10 protein-coding genes are annotated in these 12,855 nt (G+C 28.2%); 2 read left to right on the top strand and 8 right to left on the bottom strand.

From position 1 onward, the window contains the following. Positions 1–76: 76 nt before the first annotated feature. Both HCG70_RS02760 and HCG70_RS02755 read right to left on the bottom strand, forming a co-directional pair. Positions 77–4,423, bottom strand: a complete 4,347-nt coding sequence (locus HCG70_RS02760; RefSeq protein ID WP_042393798.1) for a PolC-type DNA polymerase III — start codon at positions 4,421–4,423, stop codon at positions 77–79. Positions 4,424–4,627: 204 nt separating this feature from the next. Continuing rightward, positions 4,628–5,035: a hypothetical protein gene (locus HCG70_RS02755; RefSeq protein ID WP_042393796.1), complete on the bottom strand. Its 408-nt coding sequence runs from the start codon at positions 5,033–5,035 to the stop codon at positions 4,628–4,630. 125 nt (positions 5,036–5,160) lie between these two features. On the opposite strand from HCG70_RS02755, the gene HCG70_RS02750 reads away from it, so the two are divergent. Beyond that, on the top strand, positions 5,161–5,574 hold the full coding sequence (locus tag HCG70_RS02750; RefSeq protein ID WP_042393794.1) for a GNAT family N-acetyltransferase: 414 nt from the start codon (positions 5,161–5,163) through the stop codon (positions 5,572–5,574). A gap of 159 nt (positions 5,575–5,733) precedes the next feature. On the opposite strand, the gene HCG70_RS02745 is transcribed toward HCG70_RS02750, so the two are convergent. The 5 genes from HCG70_RS02745 to modA all read right to left on the bottom strand — a co-directional run bounded on the left by HCG70_RS02745 (position 5,734) and on the right by modA (position 9,717). After that, positions 5,734–6,360 carry a copper homeostasis protein CutC gene (locus HCG70_RS02745; RefSeq protein WP_042393792.1) on the bottom strand — a complete coding sequence of 209 codons (627 nt, stop codon included), beginning with the start codon at positions 6,358–6,360 and terminating at the stop codon, positions 5,734–5,736. A 55-nt stretch (positions 6,361–6,415) separates the two neighbouring features. Continuing rightward, positions 6,416–7,024, bottom strand: coding sequence for an HAD family phosphatase (locus HCG70_RS02740; protein WP_042393790.1), 609 nt, complete (start codon positions 7,022–7,024; stop codon positions 6,416–6,418). A 109-nt stretch (positions 7,025–7,133) separates the two neighbouring features. Next, positions 7,134–8,189 carry a sulfate/molybdate ABC transporter ATP-binding protein gene (locus HCG70_RS02735; protein WP_154820475.1) on the bottom strand — a complete coding sequence of 352 codons (1,056 nt, stop codon included), beginning with the start codon at positions 8,187–8,189 and terminating at the stop codon, positions 7,134–7,136. 2 nt (positions 8,190–8,191) lie between these two features. Next, positions 8,192–8,869: a molybdate ABC transporter permease subunit gene (gene modB / locus HCG70_RS02730; RefSeq protein WP_042393783.1), complete on the bottom strand. Its 678-nt coding sequence runs from the start codon at positions 8,867–8,869 to the stop codon at positions 8,192–8,194. Positions 8,870–8,910: 41 nt separating this feature from the next. Continuing rightward, positions 8,911–9,717 carry a molybdate ABC transporter substrate-binding protein gene (gene modA, locus HCG70_RS02725; protein ID WP_042393780.1) on the bottom strand — a complete coding sequence of 269 codons (807 nt, stop codon included), beginning with the start codon at positions 9,715–9,717 and terminating at the stop codon, positions 8,911–8,913. Positions 9,718–9,872: 155 nt separating this feature from the next. On the opposite strand from modA, the gene HCG70_RS02720 reads away from it, so the two are divergent. After that, positions 9,873–10,859 (top strand): helix-turn-helix transcriptional regulator, encoded by a 987-nt coding sequence (locus HCG70_RS02720; protein ID WP_042393777.1) that lies wholly within the window; start codon positions 9,873–9,875, stop codon positions 10,857–10,859. Positions 10,860–11,282: 423 nt separating this feature from the next. Here HCG70_RS02720 and HCG70_RS02715 read toward each other — a convergent pair whose 3' ends face one another. Beyond that, positions 11,283–12,581, bottom strand: a complete 1,299-nt coding sequence (locus HCG70_RS02715; RefSeq protein ID WP_055291994.1) for a glycoside hydrolase family 10 protein — start codon at positions 12,579–12,581, stop codon at positions 11,283–11,285. Positions 12,582–12,855 lie beyond the last annotated feature (274 nt).

Below are 12,855 nucleotides of genomic sequence, written 5' to 3'. Positions count from 1 at the left end.
TACAATAAAAAATATAAAAAAAGACTAATTATTTTATGATTTCTCATTAAATAATTAGTCTTATTTATATATAATATTAAAATAATGATAATTGATTAGTTTCAGACATACCTTCTAAACAACCATGATTGCTTAATGTTTCAATAACAGTTTTTGATACCTTTGATCTTAATCTTAAATCTTCTTTTGAAATAAACTCTCCATCCTTTCTTGCTTCCGCAATAGATTTTGCGGCATTCACTCCAACCCCTTGCAATGAGCTTAAAGGTGGCCTTAATGCATTATCTACAATTAAGAATTTTGTTGCATCAGATTTATATAAATCTACTTTTAACATTTTAAATCCTCTTTTATACATTTCAAAAGAAAGTTCTAATACTGTAATTAATCCTTTATCTTTTACAGTTGCTTGATTTCCAAGTTCATATAACTCTTGAAGCCTTGCATGAACTGCAGTTTCACCCTTACATATTAAATCTGCATCAAAATCGTCAGCTCCTCTAACTGTAAAGTATGTTGCATAATATGCTAATGGATAATATACCTTGTAATAAGCAACTCTAACTGCCATCATAACATATGCAACAGCATGCCCTTTCGGGAACATGTATTTTATTCTTTTACATGATTCTATATACCAATCTTCAACGTTATTTTCCTTCATGGTCTTTTCAAATTCTTCTGTTAACCCCTTACCTTTTCTTACGCTTTCCATTATTGTAAAAGCTGTTTTAGGTGCAACACCTTTATACATAAGATAAACCATGATATCGTCTCTGGTTGCAATACAATCTCTTAAGGTAGTATATCCTTCTTTAATAAAATATTGTGCATTATTAAGCCAAACGTCAGTACCATGTGAAAGTCCTGATATTCTTACTAAATCTGAAAATGTTTGTGGTTGAGTATCAACTAGCATTTGACGAACAAATTTAGTTCCAAACTCAGGTAAACCATATGAACCAACTTCACATTCTAACTCCTCCTTTGTAACACCAAGAGCTTCCGGTGATGTAAATAAAGACAGTACCTTTTTATCATTTAAAGGTATAGTTTTAGGGTCTAATCCAGTTATATCTTGTAACATTCTAAGTACTGTCGGATCGTCGTGCCCAAGTATATCTAACTTAAGCAATCTACCAGAGATAGAGTGATAGTCAAAATGTGTTGTTGTAACATCAGATGTTGGGTCATCTGCAGGTCTTTGAATTGGTGTAAAATTATACACATCTGTATAATTAGGTACAACCATTATTCCACCTGGATGCTGACCAGTAGTTCTTTTTATCCCTGTACATCCAATTGTCAATCTTTCAATTTCTGCTTGAGATACCACAAGTCCCTTTTGATCTAAATACTTTTTAACAAATCCATATGCTGTCTTTTCTGCTACTGTACCAATTGTTCCTGCCTTAAAGACATAACCCTTTCCAAATAATACTTCTGTATATTTATGAATATCTCCTTGGTTATCTCCAGAGAAATTTAAATCTATATCAGGTTCTTTATCTCCTTCAAAACCTAAGAATGTTTCGAAAGGAATATCATGACCATCCTTAATATAAGGAACACCACAATCAGGACAATCCTTATCCTCAAGATCGGCACCAGAACTAACAGATCCATCTAAGAAGAAATGAGACTTTTTACATTTTGGACAAACGTAATGTGGTGGTAGTCCATTAACCTCTGTTATATCAGACATTGTTGCAACAAATGATGAACCAACAGATCCTCTTGATCCAACTAAGTAACCATCTGAATAAGATTTAGCAACTAATTTTTGAGCAATTAGATAAAGAACAGCATAACCATTATTAATAATAGAATTTAACTCCTTATCTAATCTTTTTTGTACTACTTCTGGCAAAGGATCACCATAAATTGAGTGTACCTTATTCATCGTCATATTTCTTATATCATCATCAGCACCTTCAATTTTAGGAGGATATGTTTCATCTGGAATTGGCTTTAAATTTTCCTCAACCGAGTTAGCAATTTCAGTAGGATTTTTAATTACTACTTCTTTAGCAATATCAGTTCCTAAATAAGCAAATTCCTTTAACATCTCTTCTGTAGTTCTAAGATAAAGTGGTGCTTGATTATCAGCATCACCAAACCCCTGCCCTGCCATTATAATTCTTCTAAATGCCTCATCTTGAGGGTCTAAGAAATGAACATCACAAGTTGCTACAGTAGGTTTGTTAATTTCCTTCGCTAAATCATATATTTTTCTATTAATATCTTTTAGTTCATCTTCATCTTTAACCGAACCTTTTTCTATCATATAAGCATTATTGGCAATAGGTTGAATCTCAACATAATCATAAAAGCTCATTACTTCTTTTATTTCTTCATCACTTTTTCCACCAACTACTGATCTATAAACTTCACCAGCCTCACAAGCTCCACCAATAATAAGCCCTTCTCTCATTTCCATAAGCCTTGACTTTTTAGTCCTAGGTCTTCTAAAGAAATTATCTATATGCGCTTCAGATACTAGTTTATACAGGTTTCTAATCCCAGCTTGAGTTTTAGCCAATATAATTATGTGGTAAGTAGGTAATTTTTTAATATCAACTTTCTCTAAAAATACCTTATTCAATTCTGAAAGAGTATTTATTTCTATTTCTTCCTTAATTTTTTTAATACATTCAAGTAATATATCTCCCGTTGCTTTAGCATCATCTACAGCTCTATGGTGACTTTCAAGCTTTACACCTAAATGCTTTGCTACAATATTTAATTTTACAGATTTTAATTCTGGATATAAAAATCTACATAACGGCACTGTATCAACTATAGTTGGCTCAAATTTCAATCCTAAATCATTGCAATTTTTAGAAATAAAACTACAGTCAAAAGAAGCATTATGTGCAACAACAACAGAATCTCCTATAAACTCTATAAATCTTGGAAGTATATCTTCAATTGATTGTGCATCTCTAACCATATCATCATTAATACCTGTTAATTCTATTATCTTATATGGTATAGGTCGTCTTGGATTAACAAACTCACTAAAGTTATCAATAATTTCTCCATTCCTAATTTTAACTGCACCTATTTCAATTATCTTATCATTCTTAGATGAAAATCCTGTTGTTTCTAAGTCAAATACAACATAAGTATCATCTAAATTTTGCCCTTTTTCATTTAATGCTAATGGAACACCATCATCAACTAAATACCCTTCAACACCATAAATAACCTTAATTTTATTTTTTTTAGCAGCTATCTGTGCATCAGGAAAGGCCTGAACAACACCATGATCAGTAATAGCTATTGCTGGATGCCCCCATTTAGCAGCTCTTTCTATTATTTTAGAAACTGGAGTAACTCCATCCATTGCACTCATAGTAGTATGGCAATGAAGCTCAACTCTTTTTTCTTCAGCTCCATCCATTTTCTCCATCTTTTTCATTTTTAAAATGTCTCTACCCATTATTACAACTTCTCTTTGGTAAGTATCATATACTGCTTCCCCTCTTACCTTACAATATAAACCTTTCTTAACATTATCGAGAACTTCATCTTTTTCTTGTGGTTTTAAGAAACATTTTACTGTTATTGAACTTGTATAATCAGTAATATAGAATGTTAAAATTATCTTTCCTGTTTTAGTTTCCATAGTATCAACTTTAAATACATCACCTAAAACTGCAACATAACCTGATCTTTCATTTATTTCATTAATAGGAGTTGCTTCAATAGATATATTTCTACCATAAATAGCATTTTCAGCTTTTGCCTCTCTCTTATATCCATTTTCTTTCTTTTCATAAGCTTTCTTTTCAGCAGGCTTTTTCTCCGCTGGTTTACTTCCTCCACTAGAGCTGTTACTCATTTCTTGAACTCTTGCTTGCATTGCTTTACTTAATAATTCTCGTTCTTCTTTCTCCCTAGCTTCAAAGTCTATAGTTATCTCCATTTCAGGATCAAATTTCAATTCAAATCTACAAGATATACCAAACATTGCTTTTACAGTATCTTCTAATGACTTTTCTCCTTGTTTACCTTTTAAATGATCTGTTAATTTATCATATCCATTGTAAATAGTAACTTTATTCCCATTAATTTCTTTTCTACAATTTAATAAAAGACTTTTACATAAAGGAGTTTTTTTAATAGTACTTGAAATACATTCAATCCAGTGATTTTGTATAACTTCTTCTAAAGTTATGTCCGATGCATCCCTATAAAATACTATTTCAACAGTAATTCTTATCATTAAAGTTTTACAAATTATCTTTTTAATTAACTCCTCTTCGTCATGAGTTAATTTTTCCTTACCTCTTAAAACAACTTTTAAAATCATACTTTTTCTTAAAAGTTGGAACTTAATTATTTTAAGTTCTTTATCTTCTAAATTTTCATGCTTATTTATTTCAAGGGTTAGCTTCTTTATAATATCGTCACTCAATCTTTTACCCCCAATATCTTAATTTTTTCAACTACATCATTATAGCATAATTTTATTAATCTTAAATATACAGAATACTATGAAATTTAAGTTAAAATTTATATAATTACTCTTGTTATACTATAAAATTACTTTTCCTTATGACTTTATAAAAACATAAAAATATCGATACTTAAATAGCATCGACATTTATTAATTTATTTTTTATATTAATTTTTCTACTACTTCGCTTGGTGCAGGAACTGTAAAAATTAAATCTTCATCAACTCTTACTTTGCACTCATCTTTACTTTCTTGAATCTTATCTATAGATAATCCCCCAATACTAACTTCTTTAAACTTTGTAGGGGCAACTTCAACTTTAAATAAAGTATCCTTAATTCCTGTAATTTTTAAATCAATTTCTCCACTGTTGTTTTTTACCTTTAAACCAATAATGTTATTTCCCTTTAAAGTCTTTTTATCAGTTGGAATATAATCTACATTTACTTCACCTGTAATTGTAATAAATCCTCCACTTAACTTTCTTTTTACTAATAAATTCACATCATACTGTGAAGAAAGTTCATTTAATAATTTACCTAACTTATATACTGTTAATTCATGTACCATAATCTTATTCCTTTTCTTATAATTTAATTTATTTCTTATTATATACTATAATAATTATTTATAAAATAGCAAAAATAGGCTATAATCAAATTGTAAAATAGTGTATAGAAAGGTAGTAATTAAATATGAATATTCGATTTGCTGAAGAAAAAGATTTTAATAGCTGTGTAGAATTGGACTTACATAAAAATGTTAATATTATAAAAAATAAAATTCATATGAAAGAAGTAATAGTAGCAGAGCATAACAATAAAATTATTGGTTGTTTAAAAATAGAATATATCTGGACACACCTTCCATTTATAAGTTACATAGTCATAAAAAAGGATTATAGAGCTAATGGCATTGGAAAATCTATGTTATCATTTTTAGAAAATTATTTAAAAAATAATGGACAAAATACCTTATTAAGCTCAACTATGACAGATGCAGTTAATCCTCAAAAATGGCACTTAAAAATGGGTTTTATTGAATGTGGAATGCTATGTGGGATTAATGAGGATGGTGTTGGAGAAATTTTCTTTAAAAAAATTCTATAAAGTATAAATCAAATAAAATTCCAATAAGTTGAACTTATTGGAATTTATTTGATTAGTTCATTTATATAAGCATACTGTTAAAAATAAATTTTACATCTATTTTTATATTTAAATCTATTATCTTAAATATAAAATTATTAAATTCATTCAAAAACTATACTATTTTAAAGTTCCTACTATCTTACTTCCATGCATTTCATTACATCCTATATAATTTGAAAGTTCTTTATAATTTTTATAAGTAACTCCTCCTCCTACTAAAATAGTAATTCTATTATCGCTTTTTTCCACAAGATTCTTTAATGTATTTTTACCATCTAATGCACAAGTCTTACATCCTTTAGTTAAAACTCTATCAACATTCATAGATATCAATTGATTTAATGCTTCAAACTTATCATCTATTTCATCAAAAGCCATATGAAAAGTAACCTTTAATCCGCTAGCTAAATCAATTAATTCCTTAGTTCGTTCTATATCAATCTTATTTTCTTTATTTAATATACCAAATACTACAGTTTCTACACCTAACTCTTTACAAATAACTATATCTTTTTTCATTATTTCAAATTCATCATTTGAATAAACAAAATCTCCACCTCTAGGTCTTATTATTACTGCTATAGGTATATTAATATTTTGCGTTGCTAAATATATAGTTCCATAAGACGGAGTTGTCCCACCTTCACCTAGGTTATCACAAAGCTCAATTCTATCTGCTCCTTGTAACTCTGCTTTTTTAGCCTCTTTATAACATCCAACACAAGCTTCTAATAAAATGCCCATAAAATTCCTCCATTGTACTCTTTTAAGTTAAATTTCAATTTATACTTTTCTGTATTTATCTTTTTAAAACACCACATTCATTTAACTCTTTTCTCAATTCATTTATATTTTTAAATTGAATCCCCTTAATTCCTTCTTCACCTGCTCCTTTAACGTTTTCAAGGACATCATCTATAAAAATACTTTCTTCAGGAATTAAACCATACCTCTCTAAAAGCCTATTATAAATTTCTTTTTCTGGTTTTAAAAGCTGTTCTCTAAATGATACAATCCCACCTTCAAAAAGGTTAAAAAACTCATATTTTTCTGTTACAATCTCAAATGCTTTTGAATGAAAATTTGATAAATAGTATATTTTATACCCATCATCTTTAAGTTCTTTTATAATATCAACAGTCTCATTTAAAGGTGTTAACATTTCATACCAGTTTTCAAAAGCTAACTCTATTATATCTTTACTTTCAATATTTCTACTAACTATATTTTTAATTGCTACTTCTTCTGTAATAGTTCCTCTATCTAACATCGGCCACTCTTTGCTTTTAAAAATACTATCTAATACCAATTCTTCACTTTTAGTATCATTTAATTTGTTCTTTAAATATACCTTTGGATTATAATCTAAAACTACATTTCCTAAATCAAAAATAATATTTTTATACATACCTCTCCTCCTTTATACATATCTAACTTTATTTATAATTATATCATCTAAATAAATAACAATACAAAAAAATCATGTCAAACTTCATGACATGATTTTCTATAATGATTTATTCACCTTTAAAGGTAAATAAATATTCTGGCTCAAATTTAACCTTTATCTTTTCATTAATATCAAATACCATTTCTTCTTTTGAAATAGTAAAATGTATTAAATTTGATTTATTTGACTTAATGCTCCTAATATATAAAGTATAATCAAAAGGATTTTCTACTATATTTTCAATACTCATAGTAAATACATTTTCATCATTTTCTTGCCCTTTAAACAACTTAATATTATGGGATCTTATTGCTATATAATCAGTATCTCTATTGTTACTTGAACATTTTAATTTTAAATCCCAATCTTCAGCTAAAATCAAATTATCTTCTAGCTTTTTAGCCTTTGATATATTCTTACAGCCAGTAAGCTTAGCTTCTGCAAAACTTAAAGGATTTTCAAATAAAAGATTTTTTTCTCTAATATTACTAGCCTTTCCACTATCAAAAACTATAATTTTATCACAAACTCTATAAGCCTCTGCAATATCGTGAGTTACAAAAACAACTGTCCCATTATAATCCTTTAAAATTTCTACAAGCTCTCTTTCCATTGTAGCTCTTAAGTGATTATCCAATGCAGAAAAAGGTTCATCTAAAAGCAAGATATCTGGTGAAGTAATAAGAGCTCTTGCAAGTGCAACTCTCTGTTGTTGTCCACCTGAAAGCTGCCATGGATATCTCTTTTCTAGTCCTTCTAATCCAAATTTTTTAATAAAATTAGATGATAATTTATTCTTTTCTGCCTTACTTATCCTATCTAATCCAATTTCAATGTTGTCTTTTATAGTCATATGAGGAAATAAGGCATAATTTTGAAATAAAAATCCTACTTTTCTATCCTTGGTCTTTACATTTATTTTTTTTTCTGAATCAAAAAGTACCTTATCATTAATTATTATTTTTCCACTATCAGCTTTTTCAATACCTGCTATACATTTAAGCGTCATACTTTTTCCTGAACCCGATGCTCCTAAAAAGCCTATAATACCACCTTTACTTTCCATAGAAACATCTAAATTAAAAGAAGATAATTCTTTATTAATATCTATATATAAACTCATAATTATCTCCCCCTATTGCCTATTATTTTTTGTTGAGTATCACACCAATAATTTAGTAAAAATATCATTATAAATGAAATTGCAACTATAATTAAAACCCAAAGCATAGCCTTATTCATATCTCCACCTTCAACAGCAAAGAATATTGCCACTGGCATTGTTTGTGTTTTTCCTGGTATATTACCAGCAATCATTAAAGTCGCCCCAAATTCTCCTAACGCCCTTGCAAAACTTAATACCAATCCACCAATTATTCCTGGCCATGCAAGTGGCATTGCAATTTTAAAAAATATCTTAGTTTCACTTAAACCTAATGTTCTTGCTGCTGAAATCATATTCTTATCTATTTGTTCAAATGCAGAACGACAAGTTCTATACATCATAGGAAATGCAACTACAGTAGCAGCTATAACTGTTGCACTCCAGCTAAATATAATATTTTTATTAAAACTCATAAAAATCTTTCCTACAAATCCATTTTTCCCACAAATAAGTAATAAGAAAAATCCTATAACAGTTGGTGGCAATATTAGAGGAAGAGTGAAGATTCCATCTATGAATCCTCTACCTCTTCCTTTATAATTAGCCATTTTATAAGATATAAATATCCCTATTATTGAAGTTATAATAGTTGCAAGAAAGGCCGTTTTAAGCGATATCCATAAAGGTGAAAAATCCATAACTTATAACCTTACTTTCTTCAATTTAACTCTACAGAATATTATTCTACAGATTTATATCCATACTTTTCAAATATCTTTTGTGCTGCATCAGTAAATAAGAAATCTTCAAATTTCTTTGCTTCATCAGCATTAGTTGAATCTTTTATAACAGATACTGGATAAGTAATTGATGAATGATTATTTACTTCATCAATATTTTCAACTATAGTAACACTATCACTACTTAATGCATCACTTAAGTATACAAATCCTACATCTGCATTTCCTGATGCAACCCAAGCTAAAACTTCTTTAACATCTTTAGCAAAAACTAATTTATCAGTAATACTATCTTTTATTCCTGTATTTGTTAATACTTCATCTGCATATTTACCAGCTGGAACACTTTCTGGTTCACCAACAGCTATATGAGTAACTTTATCACTTTTTAAATCATCAAAGCTAGTAATATCAATTCCATTAGCTGCTACAAGAACTAAAGAATTTTCAACTAAATCTTTTGTTGTATCATCAACTAATAATCCCTCATCTTTTAATGCATTCATTTGCTTTTGCCCTGCAGAAATAAATAAATCACAAGGTGCTCCCTGCTCTATTTGTTGTTGAAGAGAACCTGATGAACCATAGTTTACAACTAAAGTAACATTTTCATTACTCTTCTTATATTCTGTTTCTAAATCAGCCATTACTTCTTTTAAACTTGCAGCTGCAGATATATTTAGCTCTACAGGAGCCTTTGCCTCTGTATCACCTTTACTAGTATTCTCCCCCTCAGTACCTTTACCACAACCTACAAATAATAAGCTACAGCATAGTAACATTGAAATCATTCCTAATTTCTTCATTATTACATCCTCCATTTCCTTTAAATAAACATGTTTTATTATGTTTTGTTTAGTTTTGTCACGTTTGATACAAATAGATAGTATCATATATCGTTAATTCTTGCAATTTATTTATTAATAATGCTAAAATTATCATAATATATAGGAGGGATAACATGGACTTAAAATCTTCTTTGACTCCACTAGAAGTGTCAGAATTACTAAAAATAACGAAAAATACTGTTTATGAACTTATAAAACGCGGTGAATTGCCAAGCTATAAAATAGGGAAAAAAATTAGAATTGATATGCATGATGTAGAAGAATATATACGCAATCAAAAAATTGGCTCTAAGCAGCTAAAATATACTGAATCTCAAAATAATACATTTGAATCAAAAGCTAATATACCCAAGCAGAAAACTCATAATTCTATTACATTAAGCAATCAATCTACTAACGAAATTATAATTTCTGGTCAAGATATCTTATTAGATATTTTAGCAAGATACATAGAAGAGCTATATCCTGATTTTACTGTTTTACGCTCCTACAAAGGGAGTTATAACGGCTTGTATGATTTATATAACAATAAAGTTTCTATAGCTTCATGTCACCTTTGGGATGGTGACAATGATAACTATAATGTAGATTATGTTAAAAGACTTGTTCCTGGAACATCTTGCGTACTTATCAATTTAGCCTATAGATTACAAGGTTTTTATGTTGCTAAAGGAAATCCATTAAATATAAAATCTTTTGAAGATTTAATTAATAATAAAATTAAATTTGTTAACAGAGAAAAAGGTAGCGGTGTTAGAGTCTTACTTGATGAAAAGCTAAGATTACTTAATATTGATCCAAACTGTATAAATGGATATTATAATGAAGAAACTTCGCATTTAGCCGTTGCAAGTACAGTTGGTCGTGGAGATGCAAATGTTGGAATTGGCAATAAAAAAGCTTCTATGCAAGTCGAAACTATTGATTTTATACCAATTCAGACTGAAAGATATGATTTGATTATAAAAAAAAGTGATTTAAATAATCCAATTTATCAAAATATTATTTCCATTTTATCTTCTGATAAATTTAAAAATGAGCTACAAGGAATTGGTGGGTATGATCTAAAAGATCTTGGTAAAATAATAGCAACTACTTAATCATAATTAATTTTCTATTAATCTATGCAAATAATCAAAAACTAATAATTTAAATAGAAATAGTTATTATTAATTAAGTTTTAATACTAAACCAATTAATTTTTATACTACTCTACTATAAATAATTAATAAATAATATACCAATACTTATATATTACAAAGCACTTATTTATCACTTAGGCAATTTAATTTTAGGGGTTACATTTTACTAATTTATTTTTAAATAAGTGCTTTGCAAACTATATAAAAATTTTAAGGGTTTAGCTTTTTGAAGTAATATCAAAAAGATAATAGAAATTTAAATGTAAAAAAGACAACAGTACCTTAAGATAACCTTAAGGCCCCATTGCCTTTGTTAAACGAATTAAATTTACTATCATTATGAGATAATAATATCATTATTTCTATTTTTTGTCAAATATTCTATTGATTTTTTTCATAAAATTCTTTTAATTCATCTGTAAATCCTAATCGATTCTCTTCTAAACTACCTAATCTAAAGAAACAGTTACCTTTAACATTAGATATTGTTCTTGAATATCTAATTTGATTTATTACCTCATTTTCATTTAACCATGCATCTCCATAAGTTGAATCATTTATTTTATAAACAGCATTTCCTATATATAGCTCTACATTTGTTCCTTCAACTTGCTTAGCCCACCAATCAACAAGAATAGAATAAGGTGCATTTTTATTATCAAACTGCCAGTATATTTGTGGAATAATATAATCAATATATCCTTCTTTTATCCACTTCCTTGAATCTACATAAACATCATCATAACTACTTAATCCACTTGTTGCACTACCTCCAACTGACTCCCCATTTCTCCATATTCCAAATGGACTTACTCCAAATTTCAGGGTAGAATCTTTTGATTTTATTGCATTATTTAGTTCACTAATAAATGTATCTACATTATTTCTTCTCCATTCTTCCTTTGTAAAAAATCCTTCACCATACTTTTTATATGTTTCATCATCTGAAAACTCTAATCCATTAACTGGATAAGGGTAAAAATAATCATCAAGCACAACTCCATCTATATTGTATTTATCCACTACTTCTAAAATTAAATCTATTACATATTGCCTTACCTCTGGTATTCCAATATCTAAATAACTATATTTATCATATTTTACAATCCAGTCTTTATTTTCTTTTAAAGGACTACCTTCTGGTAATTCATTTATATAATTATCTAAATTAAATTTTTCTGAATTACTATCTATTCTAAATGGATTAAACCAAGCTTGTATTTCAATTCCTCTTTTATGAGCTTCTTTTATTGCAAATTCTAATGGATCATATCCAGGGTCCTTTCCCAATTCTCCAGTTAAATATTTTGACCATGGAGAATACTCTGACTCATATAAAGCATCTCCCATAGGTCTTACTTGAAAAAATATAGTATTCATATTATTATCTTCAATAAAATCTAATTTTTCCTTTAATAATTCCTGTTGCATCTTATTATTGTTATAACTTCCTACCTCCGGCCAATCTAAATTATTAACTGTTGAAAGCCATACCCCTCTCATTTCTCCTTGCTCCTTAAACTTGCTATTAAAAGTCTCATTACTATTATCTTTTTCAGTTACTTCTTTTTCATTACTACTATTTCTACTATTTATTTTGTCTAGCTTAATATTTAAAACTATTGCCACAACTATCCATATAGCAATAAAAATTATAAAAAACTTGTACCATTTTTTCATCCTCAATCACCCATTACCCAAAGTAAATATTTTCTTTATCTTTTACATAATTTTATTCTCTATATGAGATATACTCTTTTCTCTAAAAAATTATTCCATATTATTTATTACTCTCGTATACTATTTAAATATAACAAACTATACACAACCTTAAAAATATTTCTTTTTTAATACAATAAAAAAATAGCCTAAGTAAAGAGGGCACTGAAAAACTTAATGTTTTTCAAGTGCGGTTATCCACAAAGTAAAAAATAGTTAATGAAGCTGAAGCTTT

The organism is Clostridium sp. K04 (assembly GCF_019734375.1).
GTDB classification, from domain to species: Bacteria; Bacillota; Clostridia; order Clostridiales; family Clostridiaceae; genus Clostridium; species Clostridium saudiense.
This window is presented reverse-complemented; position numbering and strand designations above follow the sequence as displayed.

Coding starts and splice junctions, on each gene's coding strand:
- HCG70_RS02755 (WP_042393796.1), bottom strand. CDS start 5,035: ATGGTACATGAATTAACAGTATATAAGTTAGGTAAATTATTAAATGAA.
- HCG70_RS02750 (WP_042393794.1), top strand. CDS start 5,161: ATGAATATTCGATTTGCTGAAGAAAAAGATTTTAATAGCTGTGTAGAA.
- HCG70_RS02745 (WP_042393792.1), bottom strand. CDS start 6,360: ATGGGCATTTTATTAGAAGCTTGTGTTGGATGTTATAAAGAGGCTAAA.
- HCG70_RS02740 (WP_042393790.1), bottom strand. CDS start 7,024: ATGTATAAAAATATTATTTTTGATTTAGGAAATGTAGTTTTAGATTAT.
- HCG70_RS02735 (WP_154820475.1), bottom strand. CDS start 8,189: ATGAGTTTATATATAGATATTAATAAAGAATTATCTTCTTTTAATTTA.
- modB (WP_042393783.1), bottom strand. CDS start 8,869: ATGGATTTTTCACCTTTATGGATATCGCTTAAAACGGCCTTTCTTGCA.
- modA (WP_042393780.1), bottom strand. CDS start 9,717: ATGAAGAAATTAGGAATGATTTCAATGTTACTATGCTGTAGCTTATTA.
- HCG70_RS02720 (WP_042393777.1), top strand. CDS start 9,873: ATGGACTTAAAATCTTCTTTGACTCCACTAGAAGTGTCAGAATTACTA.
- HCG70_RS02715 (WP_055291994.1), bottom strand. CDS start 12,581: ATGAAAAAATGGTACAAGTTTTTTATAATTTTTATTGCTATATGGATA.